Origin of the sequence: Ferrovibrio terrae, from assembly GCF_007197755.1 — a bacterium.
GTDB lineage: Bacteria > Pseudomonadota > Alphaproteobacteria > Ferrovibrionales > Ferrovibrionaceae > Ferrovibrio > Ferrovibrio terrae.
On record NZ_CP041636.1, the window covers coordinates 271635 to 295068 of the forward strand.

Below are 23434 nucleotides of genomic sequence, written 5' to 3' on the forward strand. Positions count from 1 at the left end.
ATCAGCCTTCCTTTTCCAGCAGGACGCGCAGTTCGGTTTTCAGCACCTTGCCGTAATTGTTTTTCGGCAGGGCCGACAGGAAACGATACTGTTTGGGCCGCTTGAAGCGCGCGATATGATCGAGGCAGAGCGCGTCCAGTGCCGCCTCGCCGACGGATGCACCATTGCGACGCACGACAAAAGCCACGACTTCCTCGCCCCAGTCGGCATGCGGCTTGCCAACCACCGACACCTCGTCCACGTCGGGGTGCTGCAGCAGCACCTCCTCCACTTCGCGCGGATAGATGTTGCTGCCGCCCGAGATGATCATATCCTTGGAGCGGTCTTTCAGGGTCAGGTAGCCGTCGTCGTCGAAACTGCCGACATCGCCGGTATGCAGCCAGCCATTGCGCAGTGTCTGCGCTGATGCCTCGGGGTTGCGCCAGTAGCCGGCCATCACCACATCGCCGCGGCAGATGATCTCGCCGATCTCGCCATTGGGCAGCGGAGTGTCGTCGGCATCGACCACCCGAACTTCGACATCCGTGCGCGCCACGCCTGCAGACCCCAGCCGCGCCAGATACCGGGCATGCCCGGTATCGACATGCATCTCCTTGTCCATGCCGGTGATCGTCATCGGCGCTTCGCCCTGGCCATAGATCTGCGCCAGCTTCGGACCCAGAACGCGCATGGCATCCTGCAGGTCGGCGACATACATCGGCCCACCGCCATAGACGATGGTTTTCAGATTGGACGTGTCAGCCGTCGCGATCTCGGGCGCATGCACCAGGCGATGCACCATGGTGGGTGCGAAGAAGAAGCTGCAGCCCGGCCAATGCGCGATCAGTTCCAGCGTCTCGGCCGGATCGAAACCTCCGGAGGCGGGGATTACCTGATTGGCGCCGCGCGCCACATGCGGCAGGCCATACAGGCCGGAGCCATGGCTGATTGGCGCACAATGGATGATGCAATCCTGCGGACTGACATGATCGACATCGGCGTAATAATTCATCACCGCCGCCACCAGGTTGCGATGCGTCAGCATCGCGCCTTTCGGCCGCCCGGTGGTGCCAGAGGTATAGAAAAGCCAGGCCAGATCGTCGGGTGCGACATCCGCCACCGGCATGGCCGGCGCATCATACAGCGCCGCGAAAGCCGGTTCTTCCAGCAGGATCAGCGGAGTCTGGGTCAGCGGTTTCAGCTCGTCGGCCAGCGCGCTGGAGACCACGGCCAGCCTGGCCCCGGCATTGTCGAGAATCCAGGCTACCTCGCGCGGATGCAGTTTGGCATTGACCGGCACGGCCACCATGCCGGCATGCCAGAGCGCGAACAGCAGTTCCCAGTATTCGGGGCAGTTCTTCAGCAGCAGCGCCACGCGGTCGCCGCGCTGCAGTTTGCCGGCCGCGACCAGGCCTGCCGCCAGTCTCGGCACGCGCCGCCCGGTCTCGGCATAGGTGAGCCGCACGGTCTTGCCGACCGACAAAGCCGGCCTGTCGCCCCAAACTTTGGCTGCGCGGTGCAGCAGATGCGCCAGATTCATGGTCGCGCCCCAATGATCCCTGTCGGGTTTCCGTTTCCTCTGGGACGAATGTTACGCAAAGAAAAACGGCGCCGGAAGCCGGCGCCGTCCATCATTTCGGGGTCAGAGCGACCTTACGCCACGTCAGGCGTGGTATTCGGTCACGACCAGGCCCTCATCGGGCGAGAAGCGATTCTGGTATTTCGGCGCAATCCGGTCGACCGGCAGCAGGATGAACACGTCGGTGGTGCCGAACTGCTGGTCGATCACCGCGCCATCGCCGATATAGGCGCCGAGCCGGAGGTAGCCCTTGATCAGTGGCGGCAGGGCATGCAGCGCAGTGCGCATGTTGACCTGGTCGGCCGGCATCAGGTTCATCGACACGAAGCGCTCAGGCAGCGCGCGCACGCGCCATTGCGGCGGCGGCAGATGATTGTGATGCAGATAGCTCAGCGCCATGGCATGCCGCTCCGGGTCGGTGCCCGGAAAAGACGCGCAGCCGAACATGAAACCGATATCGTGGTCAGTGATATAGGTGGAGATGCCGCGCCACAGCAGCTGGATCGTCGCATTGGTGCGGTAGTCGCGATGCACGCAGGAACGACCGAGTTCCAGCAGGCCGCCACCGGCGCCGGCATAATCCAGCATCGGCTTCAGGTCATATTCCGAGGCGGAGTAGAAGCCGCCATGCGTCTCGGCGAATTCGCGACGCAGCAGACGGTATGTGCCCACGGCCTGCTCGCCATCGGGATGGCGGCGGTCGAAGACCATCAGATGATCGCAGAGCCGGTCGAACTGATCGAAATCGCGACCCAGCCGGGCCATCTCGGGCGACGGCTCGGCAGCCATCTCCTCATAGAAAACTTTGTAGCGCAGGCGCTGGGCGGCCGCGATGTCATCCGGGCTGCGGGTCAGGCGCACCTCGAACCGGCCATCGGCAGACGTGCACTGCCAGCCGCGACGGGTGACGCGGGGCTGTGGGATGACCGATGGAACGGAGAGTGGCAACTGCATGTTCATGCTCCGACTATCGCTATACACGATGATGCAATAGTGTCAAATCTATGACAGATATATTAAAACGCGTAGCCAAGAAAAATATGTTGCGGGTGCACAACCCTGACAACCCCTAAATGTTGGGGGTCTCACTGAACGGTCTCATTGCCGATTCGTGAGAGTCAGTCTTCGGTTCCTGCTCCGGCGTTACCCGCCCTGCGCGTGTCGAGCCGAGTCTCGGCACCGTTCCGGGTCAGCCAGGCCAGCAGAGCCAGACCGGGCAGCGCGGCTACCGTTGTCAGCAGGAAGAAAACCGGCCAGCCGAGCCCGCCAGCCAGGAAGCCGGCATAGGACGACAGCAGGGTGCGGGCCACCGCCGTCAGCGACGACAGCAGGGCATATTGCGTGGCGGTGTAGGCCACGTCGCAGAGCGCCGAGAGATAGGCCACCAGTACCGCCGTACCCATTCCGCCCGCCAGATTCTCCAGCCCCACGGTGAGCGCCAGGAACCATGGGTCATGCCCGCGCAGGGCCAGCAGGGCAAACAGCAGGTTGGACCCCATCTGCAGCAGGCCGCAGACCCACAGCGAGCGGTACAGGCCGATTGCCTGCATCATCCAGCCACCGATGAACAGCCCGATCAGGGTGGCGCCGAAGCCATACAGCTTGCTGATCTCGGCGATCTCCGTCTTGGTGAAGCCTATGTCGAGATAGAAGCTGGTGGCCAGCACGCCCGCCAGGCTGTCACCCAGTTTGAACAGCATCACGAACAGCAGGATGCCAACCCAGCCCTTGCGCGACATGAACTGCAGGAATGGTCCCGCGACGCTGGCATAGAGCCAGGCCATAGTGGCAGCCATGGGACCCGAGAGATGCGGGCGTGCGCTGAGCCAGGCCTGCGCCTCGACGAAGCGTCGCTCGGCATCGCCGCGCGGCAGCATTTTCGGCTCACCGATCAGCAGCACTGTGATCGCGCCAACCACCAGCAGGGCCGCCATGGCGAGATAGACCAGCGGCCAGGCGAACTGGTCGGCCAGATAGAGTGCACCGGCCGAGGATACCAGCATGCCGAGGCGATAGCCGAACACGATGGACGCCGCGCCGGCGGCAAGCTGGCGCTGCTCCAGGATCTCGACGCGCCAGGCGTCGATGACGATATCTTGCGTGGCGGAGGCAAAAGCGACTCCGACAGCGAAGATGGCAGTGAGCGCCAGCGCCTGCGCCGGATTGCTGAATGCCAGCCCAACGATGGCGGCCATCAGCAGCGCCTGCGAAAAGATCAGCCAGCCGCGTCGGCGGCCGAGCCAGCGCGTCAGGATCGGCAGCGGCAGGCGGTCGATCAGCGGTGCCCAGAGGAATTTCAGCGTGTAGGGCACTCCGACCAGCGCGAACAGCCCGATGGATTGCAGCGAGACGCCGGATTCCTTCAGCCAGGCCTGCAGCGTTTGCCCGGTCAGCGCGAGCGGCAGGCCAGAGGCGAAGCCCAGAACCAGAATCGCCAGCACGCGGCGGTCACGATAGACCGTGAGCGCCGACAGCCAGGATGAAACGCGCGGACTGAGCGGCACCGATCAGGGCCGCTTGGCGTAGCCGAGCGGCTGCAGCACCTCGGAGATCTCGCCCAGGATGGCGGGATCATCGATGGTGGCAGGCATGCGGTAGTCCTGCGCGTCGGCGATTTTCTGCATGGTGCCGCGCAGTATCTTGCCCGAGCGCGTTTTCGGCAACCGTTTGACCACGGCAGCCTGCTTGAAGGCCGCCACCGGGCCGATTCGCTCGCGCACCAGCTGCACCAGTTCGCGCAGGATCTGGTCATCCGCTTTCGTCACGCCAGCCTTCAGCACCACGAAGCCGAGCGGCACCTGACCTTTCAGCGCATCAGCCACGCCGACCACGGCGCATTCCGCCACATCGGGATGCGAGGCCAGCACCTCCTCCATGCCGCCGGTCGACAGACGATGGCCGGCGACATTGATGATGTCATCGGTGCGACTCATGATGAAGATATAGCCGTCTTCGTCGATGAAGCCGGCATCGCCGGTGTTGTAATAGCCGGGGAAACGCGCGAGATAACTTCTCCTGTAGCCGTCGTCGTTGTTCCACAGCGTCGGCAGGCAGCCCGGTGGCATCGGCAGCTTGATCACGATATTGCCGATATTGCCGGCCTTCACCGGATGACCTTCATCGTCCAGCACCTGCACGTCATAACCCGGCACGATGCGCGTCGGCGAGCCATGCTTGACCGGCAGGACTTCGATACCCATGCAGTTCGACGCCACCGGCCAGCCGGTCTCGGTCTGCCACCAGTGATCGATCACCGGCTTGCCGAGCGCATCCTCGGCCCATTTCACCGTATCGGGATCGGCACGTTCACCGGCCAGGAACAGCGTGCGGAAATGCGAAAGATCATACTTCTTCAGCAGCTCCGCTTTCGGATCTTCCTTCTTGATCGCGCGGAAGGCCGTTGGCGCGGTGAACAGCGCCACCACCTTATGCTGCTCGATCACGCGCCAGTAGGCGCCGGCATCTGGCGTGCCGACCGGCTTGCCTTCGTAGAGCAGCGTAGTGCAGCCGGCGATCAGCGGCGCATAGACGATGTAGGAATGTCCCACCACCCAGCCGACATCGGACGCAGCCCAGTACACCTCACCGGGATTGACGCCGTAGATGTTTTTCATCGACCAGTTCAGCGCCACCATATGGCCGCCATTCTGGCGCACGACGCCTTTGGGAATACCGGTGGTGCCAGACGTGTAGAGCACATAGAGCGGATCGGTCGCCTGTACCGGTACGCAGTCAGCCGGCGCCGCCTTGGCGATCTCGGCATCGAAATCGAAATCGCGTCCTTCGGTCATCGGTCCGGCATACATAGGGCGCTGGAACACCAGACAGGCCGACGGCTTATGCGCGGCCATATCGATCGCCTGATCGAGCAGCGGCTTGTATTCCACCACGCGGCCAGCCTCGAGACCGCAGGAGGTGGCGATGATCAGCTTCGGCTTGGCATCGTCGATGCGGGTGGCCAGTTCGCGCGGCGCGAAGCCGCCGAAGACCACGGAATGGATCGCGCCGATGCGGGCGCAGGCCAGCATGGCCATCATGGCTTCCGGCGTCATCGCCATGTAGATGATGACGCGGTCGCCCTTGACGATACCCCGCGACTGCAGCGCGCCGGCCAGCTTCGCGACCTTGTCGCGCAGTTCCAGCGTGGTGAATTTGCGGATCGTATTGGTGACTGGCGAGTCGTAGATCAGCGCGATGCGGTCGCCATGGCCGGCCTCGATATGACGGTCGAGCGCATTGTAGCAGGTGTTGCATTCCGCGCCGGCAAACCAGCGATAGAATGGCGGGTTCGAGGCGTCCAGCACGCGATCCCAGGTTTTGGTCCAGTGCAGCGCGCGCGCCGCTTCGGCCCAGAAACCTTCCGGATCAGCTTTCGCGGCTGCGTAAACCTGTTCGTAGCGGCTCGCCATCTTTTCCTCCCGCCCGGATCTTTGTCCGATCTATAGCAGACCCAGACCTGCAGAAACATGGGGCAGGAGGAATAAGGGGGGCCTTACTCGGCTGCTGCGCGGCCCTGACCCACGCCCAGAAGCTCGGCCTTGGCGGCGTCGTATTCGCGCTTGAGCCTGGCGACCAGGTCGGCCACTGACGGCGAATCCTGGATCAGGCCAACACCCTGCCCCGCGCCCCAGATGTCGCGCCAGGCTTTCGACTTCGAGGTGCCGCCCGAACCAAAGCTCATCGTGCTCTTGTCGGCTTCGGGCAGGTTGTCGGGATCCATGCCGGCAGCCGTAATGCTCTTTTTCAGATAATTGCCATGCACGCCGGTGAACAGCGAGGAATAGACGATGTCGCCGGCCGCAGAATCGATCAGCATCTGCTTGTAGCCCGACGCGGCATTGGCTTCCTGCGTCGCGATGAAGCGCGTGCCCATATAGGCGAAATCGGCCCCCATCGCCTGGGCGGCCAGAACCTGACTGCCATGCGAGATCGAACCCGACAGCGCAATCGGTCCCTTGAAGAACTGGCGCACTTCGGAGACCAGCGCAAAGGGGCTGAGCGTGCCGGCATGGCCGCCGGCACCGGCGCAGACCAGGATCAGGCCATCGACGCCGGCTTCCAGCGCCTTCTTGGCATGGCGGATGTTGATCACGTCATGCAGCACGATGCCGCCATAGGAGTGGATCGCATCGACCACCTCATTCGGTGCGCGCAAGCTGGTGATGACGATCGGCACCTTGTACTTCACGCACATTTCCACGTCGTGCTGCAGGCGATCGTTCGACTGATGCACGATCTGGTTGACGGCAAACGGCGCCACCGGCTTGTCGGGATTCTTGGCGCGGTAGTCGTCCAGCTCGGTGGTGATGCGCTGCAGCCACTGCTCCAGCACCTCGGCCGGGCGGGCATTCAGCGCCGGGAAAGAACCGACGATGCCGGCCTTGCACTGGGCGATCACCAGTTCCGGTCCCGAGACGATAAACATCGGCGAACCGATCACCGGCAGCGAGAGCCGGCCCTGAACGACAGCGGGAAGCGTCATGGTTTTCCTCCAGGAATTTCGTTGGCGGGATGATCCGACAGGCCTTTGGTGCCGTCAATCGCGCCGTGTGTGAATCCGTCACGATTGACGTTACGGCAGTCATCCGTTTGCCCCGCCGATGCGTAAAAGAACACAAACTCGCGGAAACCCATGCTGACAGCCCTGCTTATCCTAGGCGCCACCCTGTTCGGTCTCGGCGCAGCCAGCGAACATATCGCCAGACAGGCGGAACAGGATTTTCCGGCCACCGGGAATTTCATCACCGCTGGCGGCATTCGCCAGCATGTGATCGAGCGTGGCGATGGCCCGGCACTGGTGATGATCCACGGCGCCTATGGCGCTGCCGCAGATTTCGAGGCCAGCCTGATGCCGCAGACCGCGCGGCAATTCCGGTCCATCGCCGTCGACCGGCCGGGCCATGGCTACAGCGATGCCATCGACAGCGACACGCCTGATGCGCAGGCCAGGATGCTGCATGCCGCACTGGAGACGCTTGGTGTACGCCGGCCGGTGCTGCTCGGGTTTTCCTATGGCGGAGCGGTCGCGCTGAGCTATGCCCTGCAATATCCCGACGCGGTGGCCGCACTGGTGCTGGTCAGCCCGGCGACGCATCCCTGGCGCCGCAGCGAACCGCTGCCCTTCGGCATCGCCGATGCGCCGCTGGTCGGTCCGTTGCTGAAACACACGATCGTCACACCAGCAGGGATGCTGCTGAAGGATTCCGCTGTCGCCTCCATCTTCGCGCCAAGTGCCGTGCCGCAGTCCTTCGCCGGCGCTCCGGTCGCATTGGGCCTGCGACCGGACGACTATGCAGCCACAGCGCGGGAAATCCGCGTCCTCGATGCCTTCCTGCGCCAACAGGTGCCACAATACCCCGGCTTGCGCATGCCGGTCGCCATCGTGGTCAATGATGCGGACACATCGGTCTGGTCGACGGTGCATGGCCGTCCGCTTGCATCTGTGCTGCGCGATGTGAAACTGATGGCAACCGATGGCGGCGGCCATCCGCTGCATTTCTCGCGGCCTGCTTCGGTGCTGGCCGCCATCGACTGGGCGGCCGCCAAGTCTGGGTATTAGATGGGCAGGATATTAGCCCATGCGCAAATCGATCTGTGTGATCGGCCGCAACACGGCCAGCAACGCCAGCAGATCGGACAGCGCCAGTGCAACGCAGCCTTCGGTGCCGCTGTAATCCGGCCGGGCAACATGCATGAAAATGGCACTGCCCAGACCGGGCACCGGCGGATCATCGTTATGCCCCAGCACCACGATCACATCGTAGACCGCATCCTCGCGCCAGAGTTTTTCATGGCTGGCGGCATAGGGCAGCGCGACGAAACGATTGTAGGCCGGATCAAGCGGATCGTCGCACCAGCCGTCCTGCGGGGTCAGCGCCTGCAGCGGCAGTCTGGTCTGCGGCGCAGCCATGCGATCGGGCCGATAGAAAACCTGGCGTAACGGATAACGGCCGAGCGGTGTGGCGCCATCGCCTTCGCGCTTCTCGGCCTCGGGCAGCGCGCCGCCCTTGCCGAGCGTGCAGCGGAAACGCAGGCCGCCGAATTGCAGCATTCCGTCGGAGGTGACGATGATGTCGCTCATACCGTCATCAGGCGGGATTCAGGATCACGACGCAAGAGGCGGAATGGCAGCTTACGGCACGACGCCAGCGCGGCGGTTCTTCTCGTTCTGCATCTCATAATATTTCTGATAGGCGTCGGTGGCGCGGTTGGACCACTCGTTCTGTTTCTCGCCCTGCACCATCGCAGCCGCAGACGCCGTCGCCGATTGCGGCGTGGCCAGATAGTTGTTGCCGCGCACCGTGCCGAATTTCGCGGTTGCGTTGGCCTGGGTCACCGGCGAGGTGCCGACCGAACGGGTCGGAACGCCGCCACCACCGATGGGATGTGCGGGGAACCAGGTGCGACCATCGATCTGTTGGGCAGGACGGCCACTCGAGTTGACCTGCATCGGCCCGACAGAGTGCGCCTGCTGCTGCTGACCGGGCAACGGATTGGCGCGGGTATTGTTGATCGCGTCGGAGCGTGCGTCGGCCTGCTGGGTGGCGGCATTCTGTTTCAGGGCCTGGAACAGGTCACCGGGCAATTCGATCGCACCATTGGCATTGCTGGCAATCGGCTGGCCGGCCTGCTTCATGGGCGCAGGCTTACGATCGGCCGCGCGCGGATCCATGGCGACGCCGAGCTTCATTTCGGGTTGCGGCATGGCTTGCGCCTGAGCCTGGAGTTCAGCCGGCACGGCATCCGATGCCGAGGCCAGCATGGTCTGCGGAGCATCCTTGTTGCCGGGACCGAGATCGATGCCCAGCGCGGCCAGGGCATGTTCGCCCGGATCCTTGCCGGTGGATTCTTCCACCATGCCGCTGACCAGCGAAGCGACCAGGCCGATCGGACCGCCGAACAGGCCGCCGCCGGCAAGGCGCGAACCCGGATCGATCTTGTCGCCGGTCATGGCGCGATAAACCGTGTTGACGATCGGGATATGCTGCAGCGGATTGATGATGTCGAGGAAGTCGCTGAAGGTGAAACCATCCTCGCCGAACAGCGGCTTGCCAGCCTTCTCACCAGACGCGGTCGCGTCGGTCGCCCTGGCGCGCGGTGCCAGGTCGTTGATGCCATGGACATCGTAAGTGGTCAGGCTCGACATGATGGTCCTTTCTCGGGACATATCATTGCAAGCCGCAGGCCAAGAGACCTGCTAAGAAAATCATATAGTTAATGGCGGGAGGCGCCCCACCCGGCAATTCCTGCCGGGCAGGTTAGAGGTAGTGGCCGGAGCGTTTGCGCTTGGCGGCCAGATAGGCCTCGTTATGGGCGTTGGTCGGGAATTTGTGCGGTACGCGCTCGACCACCTCGATGCCGCAGGCAGCCAGGCCCGACACCTTCTCCGGATTGTTGGTCAGCAGCCGTACCCGGCTGAAGCCCAGCTTCTGCAGCATGCGCGCCGCCGGCAGGAACCAGCGTTCGTCGGCATCGAAGCCGAGCCGCTGGTTGGCATCCACCGTATCGAAGCCCTGGTCCTGCAACTGGTAGGCGCGCAGCTTGTTGACCAGACCGATACCGCGGCCCTCCTGCGCCAGATAGAGCAGCACGCCGCCGCCGGCCTCGTTGATGATGCGGATCGCGCCGCGCAGCTGTTCGCCGCAATCGCAGCGCAGGCTGCCGAGCAGATCGCCGGTGAAACATTCCGAATGCAGGCGCGTCAGCACCGGCTGCGCCGGATCGGGCGTGCCGATGACGAGGGCGAAATGCTCCTGCCGGCCATCGGCCGGGCGGAAGGCGAATAGCTGCGCATTCTCGGCGTCTGCCACCGGCAGCCGGGCACGGCTGACCGCCTGAAGCGTTTCGGCCGCCGCCGTGTCGTAGACGGCAACCGCGGCTTCGGGCAGCGACAGCAGGTCGGCCGGCAGCGCAGCATCCGCTGTCAGTTCGATGTGAATGGCGGCCGGCAGCAGATAGGCCGTCTTGGCCAGCTTCACAGCCAGACGCGCGCTTTCCGGCGGCGCGGCCTTGAGACGGGTAAACGGCCCGCGCAGTGGTGCGGCAAGGTCGCGGCTGGCATCGGCGAGATCGCGGATCAGGGCCGCACGTTCCTCGGCGGGAGCCGGCAGGTCATGCAGGGGTAACAGAAGCGTGTCATGTCCGGTCGGGCCGATATGCAGCACGGCGGCACGCGAGGCCGGCAGGACCAGCGCCGCCGTATTGTCGAAGCGCTGCAGATCGGCGAGGGTTGCTTCCGTCAGGGTTTCCGCCGCCAGCACCAGCGTGCGACGGGTCCCGCCGCCAAGCAGCAGCACCGGACGGCCGCGACGCAGTTCGTGGCCGGCGCGGTCAACGGCAATGGCGGCAGCGGCAGGGGAAAGTTCAGTCATGACCGATCCGATGTACGACTCTGGGGGCGACCCGGCAAGCCGCCCGGGCACCGACCTGCAGAGCGATGTGACGTCTGCCGCAGGGATTTCTGCCCGGATGCCGCCCGGCTCGGCTGAATTTGCACCCTGGACGACACCCAGCCTGCAGGCCCGCCTGATCGCCCGCGGCCTGCGCCGCCTGATCAAGCCGCGCCGGGTCGGCCGCGCCGATCTGCCGCTGATCCGCGTCCTGATGGCGGCCATGACCCGCAGCCGTCCCCTGCCCGGCGTGACGGTCGAACGGGTGAAGGCACCTGTGCATGGCGAATGGCTGCGGCCGCGACAGCCCCGGCGCGGCCGGGCGCTGCTGTATCTGCACGGCGGCGGTTATATGGCCGGCAGCCCGCGCACGCATCGCGCCATCACCGCGCGGCTGGCGCATCGTCTTGGCGCCGCGGTCTTCGCGCTCGACTATCGCCTGGCGCCAGAACACCCCTATCCCGCCGCGCTGGAGGATGCGCTGACAGCCTGGCGCTGGCTGCTGGACGACGGCTGGCGCCCAGACCGCATCTGGCTGGCGGGCGATTCCGCTGGAGGCGGACTTGCCCTGGCACTGATGCTGGCCTGCAAGCAGCAAAACCTGCCGCTGCCAGCCGCGGCAGCACTGTTTTCGCCCTGGACCGACCTGACCTGCAGCGGCGCCGCCATCACCGAGAATGCCGGGCGTTGCGCCTGGTTCACCGCCCAGCAGCTGGATTTCGCCGCCCGGCTCTACGCTGACCGCCATACGCCGGGGGATCCCCTGATCTCGCCGCTGCTGGGCGACCTGTCGGGTCTGCCGCCGCTGCTGCTGCATGTCAGCGACAGTGAGCTGCTGCGCGACGACTCGCTGCGGCTGGAGGCGAAGGCCCGTGCCGCCGGCACTTCGGTCCGCCTGCGGCTGTGGCATGGCCTGCCACATGCCTGGCCGAACTTCGCCGGCCTCATGCCTGAGGGCGATGCCTGTCTGGAAGACACCGCCAGCGCCCTGCTTGCCCTCTCAGCCAATTAAACCCGGCCGCTTCTTAACTGCTTGAGCCGCAAGGCCTTAACGGGCAGACTCGGAGTCGTGGCCGCGCCGCAGCCGCAGGACCGGGGGAGACCTGCTTGCAGGAAAAAGAACTGCGCCTTGCGCTGGTATGCTTTGGCGGCGTCTCGCTCGCCATCTACATGCATGGCGTCACCAAGGAAATCCTCAAGCTGGTCCGCGCCTCGCGAGCCTATCACGAGCTGCCCAAGGGGTCCGCGCGCGACAGCGCAGGTTTCGCGGACCATGTGCAGGCCAGCGACACCGAGTATGACAGCGAGCACGCCTATTTCGAACTGCTGCAGGACGTCGGCAAGCATATCGACCTGCGCGTGGTGGTCGATGTCATCGCCGGCGCCTCGGCCGGCGGCATCAACGGCCTGATTCTCGGCCGCGCGCTGGCGCATAACCTGCGCATCGATCATTTCCGCAACCTCTGGCTCCGCGAAGCCGATGTCGAACGTCTGCTCGATACCGAGAAACGCGCCGGCCAGTGGAGCAAGGCCTATATGCGGCCGCTGCTGTGGCTGGCGGCACGCTCGCGGTTCGGCCGGCTGCTGCTCGGCGATGCCGAAGTGCTGCAGAAACTGTCGCTGTTCACCCGGTCGCGCTGGTTCCAGCCGCCATTCGACGGCACGCATCTGCTGCGCCAGCTGATGGCCGGGCTGGAGGGAATGGGCAATCCGACGACACCAGGCGATTCACTGATGCCGGCCAATCTGGCGCTCGACCTGTTCGTGACGCTGACCGACTTCTACGGCTTCCTGCAGCATATCCCGATCCACGACCCGCCCTATGTGCGTGATCGCGAGCATCGTCATGTGCTGCGCTACAGTTATCGCCGCTGGCCCGGTGGCGAGGAGCAGTCGGATTTCACGCGCGCCGATGCGCCGGCGCTGGCCTTTGCCGGCCGCGCCACATCCGCTTTTCCCGGCGCCTTCCCGCCGGCGCAGATCGGCGAGATCGACCGGCTGCTGGCCGAACAGGGCCGGCAATGGGACAACCGCGCCAGCTTCATCAATCGCAATTTCGCCGGCTACCTGCGCGCCGATCTCGATCCGGAGCTGACCTCCTTCGTCGATGGCGGCGTGTTGGCGAACAAGCCCTTCGCCGCCGCGATGAAGGCGATCCGCGGCCGCCCCGCCTATCGTGAGGTCGACCGCCGTCTGGTCTATATCGATCCGCAGCCACTGCGCCCGCCGCCGCCGCCGACCGGGCGCATTCCAGGCTTCTTCCGCGTGCTGAAAGGCGCGCTGAGCGATATTCCGCGCAACGAGCCGATTGCCGACGAACTGCTCGGCGTCAGCCGCTTCAACGAGCGCGTGCGCCACCTGCGCGGTGTGATCGAGGCGACGCAGCCGCAGATCGCGCAGCTGGTGGAGGAAAGCGCACCGCAGCATCTGGATGCCGCACTTAGCGAAATGGAAGTGCGGCTCTGGCGCATGCAGGTGAGCGAACGCGCCGTGCGCGAGGCCGGCTTTGCCTACGAAGGCTATGTGCGCCTCAAGCTGGGGAGCGTACTCGACTTCGTGACCAGGCTGGTCTGCGATGCCTGCGGCTATGGTGAACGCTCCACGGAAGCTCAGTGGACACGGCAGGCCCTGCTGCACTGGGCCGAGGCACGCGGCGTCTGCTACACGGTGCAGCGGTTCGAGAAGGCGCGCCCGGGCGCTGGTATCGACGACCTGCCCGGCTGGGTGCGTTTCCTGCTGCGCTTCGACGTTGCCTTCCGCCAGCGCCGCGTCCGTTTCCTGGTGCAGCAGCTCAACCAGCTTTACGGCAAGCTGACCGAGCCCGAGCATCGCGGCCTGAAGGCCGAGGAACTCGACAAGCTGAAACGCGCGCTCTACGAGGCGCAGGAAACCCTGCGTCATTTCGAGAGCGCCAGTTGCCTGTCATCCATCACCATCGACCAGATCAAGGCGCTGTTCTTCCGCCGCGTGGCGCTGCAGCATGCTGAACTGCTGGCGCAGGACGCGCAGGCTTTTGCGGCGAAGAACCTTGTCGCCATCGATGAGGCCATCGATGCGATGGGCGCCGACATCGACCTGAACCGCCGCACGGATCAACTGGATACGCTGTTCGCCGATCTGTCGCCGCAGGACTGGAGCAGCCAGGCACGGCAGACTTTGCTGGTCAGCTATATCGGCTTCCCGTTCTGGGATGTGCTGACCTTCACCATCACCAACTGGCGCGACCTGGGCGAGTTCAACGAAATCCGCATCGACCGCATCAGCCCGGAAGACGCTGTCGCGATCCGCAAGGGCAATACCCTGAAAGGCGTCAACCTCGGCCGCTTCGGCGGCTTCTTCAGCCGCGCCCATCGCGAGAACGATTATCTCTGGGGCCGCCTGCATGCCGCCGACCGCCTGATCGACATCGTCTACGATGCCGCCAGCGGACCGGGCCTCGAGATTCCGCTCGACCGGACCGCGATCAAGCTGAAAGCCTTCCGCCTGATCCTGGACCGCGAAGCCGCCAACCTTGCCGTCAGCCAGACGCTGATCGCCGATCTGCGCCTCGAACTGGACGCCATCGCAGCCGGTAAGGCGGCCTGAAATCCGGCCGCCCCCAAACTGGCCATGCCTTGTCCCAAACGGGATTTGGCGTATGCTCTCGGCCGCCCTTTTTCAGCTAGCCAAGCGAGCCTTGCCGTGACCCGTTCGATCCGTTCCGCCCTTCTCATTGCTGCTGCCGTGGTGGCGCTCAGCCCTGCTGCTTTCGCGCAGCAGAAGCAGCCCGCAAAGGCCGCTGACGATCCGGTGGTGGCGCGCGTGAACGGCCAGCCGATCCATCGCTCGACTGTGCTGGATTTCTACAGCCAGCTGCCGCCACAGATGGCGCAGATCCCGCTGGAGCAGATCCTGCCCGGCATCATCAACGAACTGGCCGCGCGCCGGCTGCTGAGCGAGGCGGCCGAAAAGGCCAAGCTGGGCGATAACGCCGATGTGAAGAAGCAGCTTCAGTCGGCTCGTGAGCAGGTGCTGCAGCAGGCCTATCTTGATCGCAAGGTGAAGGAAGAAATCACCGATGCGAAGATGAAGGCGCGCTACGACGAGTTGATCCAGCAGCAGCCGCCGCAGGAAGAAGTGCATGCCCGCCACATCCTGGTGGCCAGCGAGGCCGATGCGAAAGCCGCGTTGGACGAAGTGAAGAAGGGCGCCGACTTCACCGAAGTATCGAAAAAGCGTTCGACCGGGCCGACGGCTGCGACCGGCGGCGATCTTGGCTTCTTCACCAAGGACAAGATGGTGCCGCCCTTTGCCGAAGCGGCCTTCAAGCTGCAGCCCGGCCAGGTGACCGAGGTGCCGGTGCAGACCCAGTTCGGCTGGCACGTCATCAAGGTGGAAGCGCGCCGCAAGTCCGAGCCGCCGAAGTTCGAGGATGTGCGCGGCCAGGTGCAGGAAATGATGAGCGGCGAAGTCGTCGAAAAGATCGTGGCCGACCTGCGCAAGGGCGCCAAGATCGAGACGCTGGACTGGCCGCAGGAAGGTGGCGGCAATCGCCTGCCGACCATTGCACCGGCCCCGAAGAAGAACTGATCCTCAAGACAATACGAGAAAGCCCAGGAGCACCACGATGGCTGCGCATCCGGTTTCGCCGCTGGCCCCCAAGTCCTATCCGACCCTGCCGGCCGTCGCCGGTGCGCGCTTCGCCACGGCGCTGTCCGGCATCCGCTACAAGGGCCGCGACGATCTGGTGCTGATCGACTTCGCCCCGGGCACCAAGGCGGCGGGACTCTTCACCCGTTCCTCGATGCCGGGCGCGCCGGTGGAATGGTGCCGCAAGATCCTGCCCAGCGGTGCCGCGCGTGCGCTGGTGGTGAATGCCGGCATCGCCAATGTGTTCACCGGCAAGGCCGGCGCGCAGGCGGTGAAGGTCACGGCCGATGGCGCGGCCAAGGCGCTCGGCTGCAAGGCCAATGAAGTCTATCTGGCGTCGACCGGCGTGATCGGCCAGATCCTGCCAGCCGAGAAGATCGTGGCGCAGATGCCGAAGCTGAAGGCCGGCCTGAAGGACAGCGACTGGATGAGCGCCGCCAAGGCGATCATGACCACCGACACCTTCCCCAAGCTGGCCACCGCCAAGTGCAAGATCGACGGCAAGGTCGTGACCATCAACGGTTTCTGCAAGGGCTCGGGCATGATCGCGCCGGATATGGCGACCATGCTGGCTTTCATCGTCACCGATGCCAAACTGCCGGCCGATGTGCTGCAGGCCCTGCTGAAAGCCAGCAACAACCAGAGCTTCAACTGTCTGACGGTCGACGGCGACACCTCCACGTCAGATACCGTGCTGCTGTTTGCCACCGGCAAGGCCGGCAATACCGCGCATGCCAAGGCGTCCGACAAGCGGCTGGCCGAGTTCCGCAAGGCGCTGACCGCCGTGATGTCCGACCTGGCGCAGCAGATCGCCGCCGATGGCGAAGGCGCGCAGAAGCTGGTGACCATCGACGTGACCGGCGCCAGGAGCGATGCTTCGGCCCGCGTGATTGCGCGCTCGATCGCCAATTCGCCGCTGGTGAAGACCGCGATTGCCGGCGCCGACGCCAACTGGGGCCGCATCATCATGGCGGTCGGAAAATCTGCCGAACCCGCCAACCGCGACAAGCTGGTGATCAAGATCGGCGGCAAGGCCGTGACCAAGAACGGCATGGTGCGTCCCGATCACGACGATGCTGCCGCCACCAAACATTTCCAGAGCCGCGATGTGCGCATCGAGGTGGATGTCGCCGTCGGCAAGGGCGCGGCGCGCGTCTGGACCTGCGACCTGACGCACGGCTATATCGACATCAATGCCGACTACCGCAGCTGACGATCCGCTCTGCCCCGGCGACGCCGCGGCGCTGCTGACGCCCAAGCCGGTCGTGCTGGTCGTGGCGGTGGCGCTGGTCGATGCCGACAACCGCGTGCTGCTGACCCAGCGTCCGCCAGGCAAGAAGCTGGCTGGCCTGTGGGAGTTTCCCGGCGGCAAGGTGGAGAAGAACGAGACGCCGGAAGCAGCCCTGATCCGCGAACTGCATGAAGAACTGCATCTCGATATCTCGGCGGCCTGCCTGGCGCCCTATGCCTTTGCCAGCCATTCCTACGACGATTTCCACCTGCTGATGCCGCTCTATGTCTGCCGCCGCTGGGCCGGGCAGCCGCAGCCGCGCGAGGGCCAGGCGATGAAATGGCTGCGGCCGGTGAAGATGAATCCGCAGGAGATGCCGCCAGCCGATGTACCGCTTGTGGCGATGCTGCGCGATCTGCTGACCTAGGCGCTGTCCGACTGCATCCAATCCGGAGCCTGTTCGGAGCCAGTTCCGTCCTGTTTGAGCCTGTTTGAGCCTGTTTGGGCCTGTTTGGGCCTGTTTCGTCCTGTTTCGTCCTGTTTCAGCCCGTTTAAAGCCGGCTAAACCCTTGGCATTTTGTGCCAAGCCATTGATTTCCCTATCCACGATGTCCAACAGCGGCGCTATTTCGGCGAATGGCGCATTGATGCGCATGCCCAAATATGCGAACAATTGTTCTCATAAATAGGAATAATAGCATTATTTGTCACAGGGACCAAGGCAAATGAGCCAGTCCGCCCATTCGCCGCAAAAGCCCTCACTATTCCCTACTTCGACACCTGCTCCAGCGCCTCCGCGCTGTACTGCGCGGCGAATTCCGCCGAGGGCGGGATCGGCTTGATCACATCGACCAGCACGCCGCTCGGATCGGCGACGATGAAATGCCGCTGGCCGAAGGCTTCGTCACGCAGCGTGAGCCGGATATTCAGCCCCGCCGCCTGCACCTGCGCATAGGCAGCATCGACATCCTCGACCTCGAAATTGATCAGGAAACCCTGCGCCGGCTTGCGGAAACCTTCCGGGATGGTCTCGTGCGTGTGGTCGAGTATGGCAAGATTGACCCGCGAATCGCTCCGGCTGGTCAGATGCACATACCAGTCGCTCTCGAAGGCCGGGGCAAAATCGAAATGGGTTTCATAGAAGGCCCGGGTCTCGGCCAGTTTGTCGGTGCAGATCACGGGGTAATAGCTGGTGAGTTTCATGGGGAAGACTCCCTGTTATGCGGTCCGGGTGGCAGTGGCGGATGGCGCTGTGAAATGACTGGACTGGCCGTCCTGGGCTTGATATAAACATACAGGTTGTATGTATGCAAGAGAAGCGTCAGAGCAAGGCTGAAAAACATGCGGCGACGCGGGCGGCCCTGCTGGCCACCGCGCGCGGGCTGTTTGCCGCCAAGGGATTTGCCGCCACCGGCACCGAAGAGGTCGTGGCGCAGGCCGACGTCACGCGCGGCGCGCTCTATTATCACTTCACCGACAAGCAGGCTTTGTTCGCCGCCGTGGTCGAACAGGTGGCGCAGGAAGTGCTGGCCGCCATCGAGGCCGCAGCAGCAAAAGCGAAATCGCCGCTGGATGGCCTGGTGCGCGGCAGCCAGGCCTTCATCGCTGCCTGTCTGGAGCCCGGCGCGCGACAGATCTATCTGATCGACGCGCCTTCGGTGATCGGCTGGCAGCGCTGGCGCGAGATCGATGCCCGGCATGGCATGGGCTCGCTGCGTCAGGGCGTCGAAGCGGCCCTTGCCGACCTGCCGCGTGGGCAGAAACTGTCGGCAGAGGCGCTCACCTACCTGCTGAGCGGCGCGATGAACGAGGCCGTGCTCTGGCTCGCCGAGGCCAAGGATGAAATCGCGGCGCGCAAGGCAGCCGAAGCCGCGCTGAAGCGCATCCTCGAACTGCTGTTCACGCCGGAAGACTGATCAGTTCGGCTTGAGAGGCCCGCCGATGGGATGCGCCATCGTGCCCAGCGCATCAGCCAGGCTATGCGTCGCCTGCCCCGGCCGCAGTGGTTTCTGCTGGCTTTCATGCGGCGACCAGCCAGTCAGCGTGATCATCTCGAAGCTGGCCGGAATGCGGCCATCCGGACCAGCAAACCGCTGCTGATAGAGTTCGGCCATGCGCAACAGCGTGGCCCGCCGCGTGAACGTCCTGCGCCGGGTCAGCACCGCATTGGTCTCGCCCATGCCGCGCAGGTCGCGCATCAGGCTGAAGGCATCAGTATAGGTGACCGGAATGATGTCGCTGTCGGCAACGGGCAATGCAAAGCCTGCGCGTTGCAGCAGCGCCGCGCCATCCAGCGTTTCCGCCATCGGCGAGATGCGCGGGCTGGCGCCACCCTCGATTTCGGCTTCGGCCGCGAGCCAGCATTGCCGCATCTCGCTGAGCGTCGAACCGCCCAGCATGGCGCCGAGGAACAGGCCATCGGGTTTCAGCACACGGCGGATCTGGATCAGCGCGCCAGGCAGGTCGTTCACCCAGTGCAGGTTGAGCAGCGCGATGACGAGATCGAACTTGCCTTCGGCAAAGGGCAGGAATTCCTCATCGCCTACCGCATGCAACCCGCTGCCGCCGACTGAGTCCATCGACACGATCCGCTCGATCTGGCCGCGCGACCCCAGATGCGTCTGCAGCCAGGCGGCATCGCAGCCCTGCACCAGCGCCAGCGGAAAGCTGCGGCGGATATCGTCCAGCCGGTCGAGCAGGCGTTCGGCTACGGCGGCGCGCAGGAAGTCGTAATCAGCCGCCTTCGCGGCCACCCGCTGACGCTGACGCCGCTTGGCGGCGCGATCGAAGACCTGCATAGTGTCGCTCATCGCTGCATTCTGCCACGGGCCATCGCACCTCGCCATGCCGGTACGGAGCAAAATTAAAAAGGCTGTCGCCAAGGCCATCAAGAAGCCCGTGGCGAAGCTGACGGCCACGCGGCGATTGCGAAAGCGCAAACCGATCAATCTGGCCCTGCAGGGCGGCGGCACCCACGGCGCCTTCACCTGGGGCGTGCTGGACCGCCTGCTGGAAGAAGACTGCTTCGAGATCGAGGGCATCAGCGGGACCTCCGCTGGCGCGATGAATGCCGCCGTGCTGGCCTATGGGCTGCACAAGGGCGGCCCGGACATGGCGCGCGCAAGTTTGCGCGAGTTCTGGAAGCGCGTCGCCGATGCGGCGGCGCTCTCGCCCTTCCGCCCGACCCTGCTGGACCAGTGGTTCAAATTCGGCGGGATCGATTACTCGCCGAGCTACCAGCTGATGGAACTGACCACCAAGCTGGCCTCGCCCTACCAGACATTGTCGGGCGGCGAGAATCCGCTGCGCGACATCCTGGAAAAGACCATTGACTGCGACAGCCTGCATGACTGCATCTCGGTGAAACTGTTCGTCTGCGCCACCGACGTGCTGGAAAGCAAGATCAAGGTGTTCCAGAACCAGGAACTCAGTATCGACGCCCTGCTCGCCTCGGCCTGCCTGCCGCAGCTGTTCCAGGCGGTGAAGATCGGCAAGAGCTATTACTGGGACGGCGGCTTCATGGGCAACCCGCCGATTTTCCCGATCATCTACAATTGCGACTGCCGCGACGTGCTGATCGTGCAGATCAACCCGATGAAGATTCCCGGCGTGCCGAAAACTCCGCAGGCCATTCTTGATCGCGCCAATACGCTGAGTTTCAATTCCAGCCTGGTGCGCGAGATGCGGGCGATCAACTTCGTCACCCGGCTGGTCGAATCCGGCTTCGACGATGGCGGTCGACTGAAGCATATGCTGATCCACACCATCGATGCGGAAGAGCAGCTGGCCGCCTTTGGCGCCACCAGCAAATACAATGTCGACTGGGGTTTCCTGCAGAAGCTCTATGCGCTCGGCCGCCGGCAGGCCACTACCTTCCTGCGCAAGCATTACGATGCCGTCGGCAAGACCTCGACCACCGACATCGCCGCGAAGTTCCTCTGAGCGCTATTCTGCTGCCATTATTCTGCAGCTTGGGCCGGCTGGATCATGCGCATGATGGCCCGCGCCCGCTTGGCCACCTTCTGCGCCGTGAAGCCCGGCTTGTAGAGCGCGCCGCCAAAGCCGAAACCGGCCGCGCCGGCTTCCAGCCAGCCATCCATGTTATCGGCATTGATGCTGCCGACCGGGATCACCGGCATGGTGCGCGGCAGCACGGCGCGCAGGCTCTTCAGCACGGCAGGGGACGCCGCCTCGGCCGGAAACAGCTTCAGCCCGTCGGCACCGGCCTCGATCATGTCAAAGGCCTCGGTCGGCGTGAAGAAGCCCGGCACGGCATACATGTCGAGCACCTTGGCCTTCTGCACCACGTCGGCACAGGCATGCGGCGAGACGGTCAGCCGGCCGCCAGCCTGTGCGATGCGCTTGACCATGGTGCAGTCCACCACGGTGCCGGCGCCAATCAGCGCCTTGTCGCCGAAATGCTTTGCCAGATTGCTGATGCTGACGAGCGGATCGGGCGAGTTGAGCGGCACTTCGATGATGCGGATGCCGGTCTCGATCAAGGCGGCACCGATTTCGACCACTTCCTCGGGCTTCACGCCGCGCAGGATGGCGATGGCGGGACTCGCCTGCAGCCAGGCGGTCAGGTCTTTTGTGTTATGGTCCTTCATGGCGTCCTCCTCGCCGCGAGCTGCCCCAGGCGATAAAGCCCGATGGCCGCGGCATCTTCCGGCGCCACATCGGCATCGATACCGAGGAAGGCGAAAGCCTTCCGGTAACGCATCGCCAGACCGCCGGTTCCGACGATGACGACCTGTCCGGCCCAGGCGGTTGCCCGCAATTCATGGCCGATCAGGATACCTGAAAGATAGTGCGCCGCAGCCTCGGCGGAAAGCTCATTGAACAGCCTTCGCGTCCGCACACTGAAAATGTGATGCAGCAGCCCGCCCGGCTGGCCCGACAGCGCAAGGCCGCTTTCGAAAGCGGCGGTATCCAGTTCCTCCGGCTTTGAATCAGCCGGCGCCAGCATGGCGGCGATCAGACCATGGCTTTTCAGCAGGGCGAAGACCTCGCCGGTCATCGCCGTGGCGAAACCGGCGATGCGGCCATCGCGGATCTGCACATGCTTGGAATGCGTGCCGGGCATACAGAGCGTCGCCTCTGCCGGCAAGTCGAGACCGAATATCTGGGTTTCCTCGCCGCGCATCACATCCGGATTGCCATTGGCGCCACGGCAGGACAGGCCGGGCACGATATCGGCTTGGCGGCCGCCACCGAGATCGACCGGGCAGAAGTTCGCCGCCAATTCGGACATGCCGGCCGGGCATTCGGCATAAGCAGCCTCGCGCCAGCCCTGGCGGCTGCCGACCATGCCACTGAGCAGCACAGGCGTTGTGGGTTCATCACGCAGCCAGTCACCAATCTGCTGCTGCAGCACGACGGCGTAGTCGGTGGGCGTCAGGCTGGCGATGCCCGACGCGGCCGTGCGGCGCTCGCGGAGGATGCCGTCGTCACTCAGGCGATAGGCGCGGAATCCGCTGCTGCCCCAATCAATCCCGATCACTGGCAATCCTGATCATTGGCTATCTGGCATTCAGCCGGCCAGACGCTGCCCCGAGCCGGCATCGAACAGATGCACGCGATCCAGCCGCGGCATCATCGTCATGCTGCTGCCGGGATTGACGCCGGGATGCTCGGCGAAGACACCGCAGATCTGCGCACCGCTGAGATCGGCATAGACAAAAGTACTCGCGCCGGTCGGTTCCACCACGCTCACCGTGACCGGCAGGCCGCCGCTATCCGCGGGCGCCAGATGCTCGGGCCGGATGCCATAGACCACCGGCTGGCCGTCCTGGCCGCCGGCATGGCCATTCAGCGGCAAATCGAGGCCGGCGTCGGTGGCGACCCAGTTGCGGCCGCCCTCGCGCCGCAGCGTGCCGCGGATCAGGTTGATCGCCGGCGAGCCGATGAAGCCGGCCACGAACAAATTGGCTGGCCGTTCATAGAGTTCAAGCGGCGAGCCGATCTGCTCGACGATGCCGTCATGCATCACCACGATGCGGTCGGCCATGGTCATCGCCTCGATCTGGTCATGCGTGACATAGATCGAGGTGGTCTTGAGCTGCTGGTGCAAGGCCTTGATCTCGGTACGCATCTGCACACGCAGCTTGGCATCGAGATTCGACAGCGGCTCGTCGAACAGGAAGACCTGCGGGTTGCGCACGATGGCGCGGCCCATGGCGACGCGCTGGCGCTGGCCGCCCGACAGCTGCTTGGGATAGCGCTCGAGATAGGGATCGAGACCGAGAATCTGCGAGGCTTTCTTGACGCGTTCGGCGATCACGCCGCGCTCGGCTTTGCGCAGCTTCAACGAGAAGCCCATATTCTCGCGCACCGTCATATGCGGATAGAGCGCGTAATTCTGGAACACCATGGCGATGTCGCGATCCTTCGACGGAACCTCGTTCACTACCTTGTCGCCAATGCGGATCACGCCGCCGGAAATCTCCTCCAGCCCGGCGATCATGCGCAGCAGGGTGGATTTGCCGCAACCGGAAGGCCCGACCAGCACGACGAACTCGCCATCGGGAATCTGGATATCGATGCCGTGAATGACTTCCAGGGCGCCATAGCGCTTCCGCACCGCCTCAACGCTCACACTCGCCATTGCATACTCCCTGTGACTCT

The 23434-nt window shown here is 64.4% G+C and carries 22 protein-coding genes; 8 read left to right on the forward strand and 14 right to left on the reverse strand.

The features are described from left to right. Position 1: 1 nt before the first annotated feature. The 6 genes from FNB15_RS01275 to FNB15_RS20895 all read right to left on the reverse strand — a co-directional run bounded on the left by FNB15_RS01275 (position 2) and on the right by FNB15_RS20895 (position 7192). On the reverse strand, positions 2–1519 hold the full coding sequence (locus tag FNB15_RS01275) for an acyl-CoA synthetase (protein WP_144066970.1): 1518 nt from the start codon (positions 1517–1519) through the stop codon (positions 2–4). A 123-nt stretch (positions 1520–1642) separates the two neighbouring features. Continuing rightward, positions 1643–2512 (reverse strand): l-ornithine N(alpha)-acyltransferase, encoded by an 870-nt coding sequence (gene olsB / locus FNB15_RS01280; protein ID WP_144066971.1) that lies wholly within the window; start codon positions 2510–2512, stop codon positions 1643–1645. A 164-nt stretch (positions 2513–2676) separates the two neighbouring features. Then, positions 2677–4062: an AmpG family muropeptide MFS transporter gene (locus tag FNB15_RS01285; protein WP_144066972.1), complete on the reverse strand. Its 1386-nt coding sequence runs from the start codon at positions 4060–4062 to the stop codon at positions 2677–2679. 3 nt (positions 4063–4065) lie between these two features. Beyond that, complete coding sequence (locus FNB15_RS01290) at positions 4066–5967, reverse strand: propionyl-CoA synthetase (RefSeq protein ID WP_144066973.1); 1902 nt, start codon at positions 5965–5967, stop codon at positions 4066–4068. Positions 5968–6050: 83 nt separating this feature from the next. After that, positions 6051–7040, reverse strand: coding sequence for an NAD(P)H-dependent flavin oxidoreductase (locus FNB15_RS01295; RefSeq protein WP_144066974.1), 990 nt, complete (start codon positions 7038–7040; stop codon positions 6051–6053). Next, positions 7037–7192, reverse strand: coding sequence for a hypothetical protein (locus tag FNB15_RS20895; protein WP_185973665.1), 156 nt, complete (start codon positions 7190–7192; stop codon positions 7037–7039). Before FNB15_RS20895 ends, FNB15_RS01295 begins: the two co-directional genes overlap by 4 nt. Between FNB15_RS20895 and FNB15_RS01300 the strand changes: the two genes are divergently transcribed. After that, the gene (locus tag FNB15_RS01300) at positions 7191–8117 is read left to right on the forward strand and encodes an alpha/beta fold hydrolase (protein WP_144066975.1); all 927 of its coding nucleotides are present in this window, start codon (positions 7191–7193) and stop codon (positions 8115–8117) included. The genes FNB15_RS20895 and FNB15_RS01300 overlap by 2 nt on opposite strands. 12 nt (positions 8118–8129) lie before the next feature. Here the strand turns inward: FNB15_RS01300 and FNB15_RS01305 are convergent, their stop codons facing one another. The 3 genes from FNB15_RS01305 to ribA form a co-directional block, all read right to left on the reverse strand. After that, a complete protein-coding gene (locus tag FNB15_RS01305) occupies positions 8130–8639 on the reverse strand; it encodes a L,D-transpeptidase family protein (RefSeq protein WP_144066976.1) in 510 nt (169 codons plus the stop codon). A gap of 51 nt (positions 8640–8690) precedes the next feature. Beyond that, complete coding sequence (locus FNB15_RS01310) at positions 8691–9704, reverse strand: hypothetical protein (RefSeq protein WP_144066977.1); 1014 nt, start codon at positions 9702–9704, stop codon at positions 8691–8693. Between the two features lie 112 nt (positions 9705–9816). After that, positions 9817–10929 (reverse strand): GTP cyclohydrolase II, encoded by a 1113-nt coding sequence (gene ribA / locus FNB15_RS01315; RefSeq protein ID WP_144066978.1) that lies wholly within the window; start codon positions 10927–10929, stop codon positions 9817–9819. On the opposite strand from ribA, the gene FNB15_RS01320 reads away from it, so the two are divergent. The 5 genes from FNB15_RS01320 to FNB15_RS01340 all read left to right on the forward strand — a co-directional run bounded on the left by FNB15_RS01320 (position 10928) and on the right by FNB15_RS01340 (position 17234). Further along, positions 10928–11959, forward strand: coding sequence for an alpha/beta hydrolase (locus tag FNB15_RS01320; protein ID WP_185973666.1), 1032 nt, complete (start codon positions 10928–10930; stop codon positions 11957–11959). The two genes, ribA and FNB15_RS01320, sit on opposite strands and share 2 nt — an antisense overlap. A gap of 95 nt (positions 11960–12054) precedes the next feature. Next, on the forward strand, positions 12055–14532 hold the full coding sequence (locus tag FNB15_RS01325) for a patatin-like protein (protein ID WP_185973667.1): 2478 nt from the start codon (positions 12055–12057) through the stop codon (positions 14530–14532). A 96-nt stretch (positions 14533–14628) separates the two neighbouring features. Continuing rightward, positions 14629–15516 carry a peptidylprolyl isomerase gene (locus FNB15_RS01330; RefSeq protein ID WP_185973668.1) on the forward strand — a complete coding sequence of 296 codons (888 nt, stop codon included), beginning with the start codon at positions 14629–14631 and terminating at the stop codon, positions 15514–15516. Between the two features lie 37 nt (positions 15517–15553). Further along, complete coding sequence (argJ, locus tag FNB15_RS01335; RefSeq protein WP_144066982.1) at positions 15554–16789, forward strand: bifunctional glutamate N-acetyltransferase/amino-acid acetyltransferase ArgJ; 1236 nt, start codon at positions 15554–15556, stop codon at positions 16787–16789. Next, positions 16770–17234 (forward strand): (deoxy)nucleoside triphosphate pyrophosphohydrolase, encoded by a 465-nt coding sequence (locus tag FNB15_RS01340; protein ID WP_144066983.1) that lies wholly within the window; start codon positions 16770–16772, stop codon positions 17232–17234. The genes argJ and FNB15_RS01340 overlap by 20 nt, the downstream gene beginning before the upstream one ends. 341 nt (positions 17235–17575) lie before the next feature. Here FNB15_RS01340 and FNB15_RS01345 read toward each other — a convergent pair whose 3' ends face one another. Further along, a complete protein-coding gene (locus FNB15_RS01345) occupies positions 17576–18010 on the reverse strand; it encodes a VOC family protein (protein WP_144066984.1) in 435 nt (144 codons plus the stop codon). 104 nt (positions 18011–18114) lie between these two features. Between FNB15_RS01345 and FNB15_RS01350 the strand changes: the two genes are divergently transcribed. Beyond that, on the forward strand, positions 18115–18723 hold the full coding sequence (locus tag FNB15_RS01350; RefSeq protein ID WP_144066985.1) for a TetR/AcrR family transcriptional regulator: 609 nt from the start codon (positions 18115–18117) through the stop codon (positions 18721–18723). Here the strand turns inward: FNB15_RS01350 and FNB15_RS01355 are convergent, their stop codons facing one another. Next, complete coding sequence (locus tag FNB15_RS01355) at positions 18724–19617, reverse strand: methyltransferase domain-containing protein (RefSeq protein WP_144066986.1); 894 nt, start codon at positions 19615–19617, stop codon at positions 18724–18726. Between the two features lie 88 nt (positions 19618–19705). Here FNB15_RS01355 and FNB15_RS01360 point away from each other — a divergent pair, with 88 nt between their 5' ends. After that, positions 19706–20749, forward strand: a complete 1044-nt coding sequence (locus FNB15_RS01360; protein ID WP_246068762.1) for a patatin-like phospholipase family protein — start codon at positions 19706–19708, stop codon at positions 20747–20749. Between the two features lie 17 nt (positions 20750–20766). On the opposite strand, the gene FNB15_RS01365 is transcribed toward FNB15_RS01360, so the two are convergent. From FNB15_RS01365 to FNB15_RS01375, 3 genes are read right to left on the reverse strand one after another with little or no spacing between them, the layout of a single operon-like run. Continuing rightward, positions 20767–21417 carry a 2-dehydro-3-deoxy-6-phosphogalactonate aldolase gene (locus tag FNB15_RS01365; RefSeq protein ID WP_144066988.1) on the reverse strand — a complete coding sequence of 217 codons (651 nt, stop codon included), beginning with the start codon at positions 21415–21417 and terminating at the stop codon, positions 20767–20769. Beyond that, entirely contained in the window at positions 21414–22310 is an 897-nt protein-coding gene (locus FNB15_RS01370; RefSeq protein WP_144066989.1) for a 2-dehydro-3-deoxygalactonokinase, read from the reverse strand. The genes FNB15_RS01365 and FNB15_RS01370 overlap by 4 nt, the downstream gene beginning before the upstream one ends. Before the next feature lie 30 nt (positions 22311–22340). Continuing rightward, positions 22341–23414 (reverse strand): ABC transporter ATP-binding protein, encoded by a 1074-nt coding sequence (locus tag FNB15_RS01375; RefSeq protein ID WP_144066990.1) that lies wholly within the window; start codon positions 23412–23414, stop codon positions 22341–22343. Between the last annotated feature and the right edge of the window lie 20 nt (positions 23415–23434).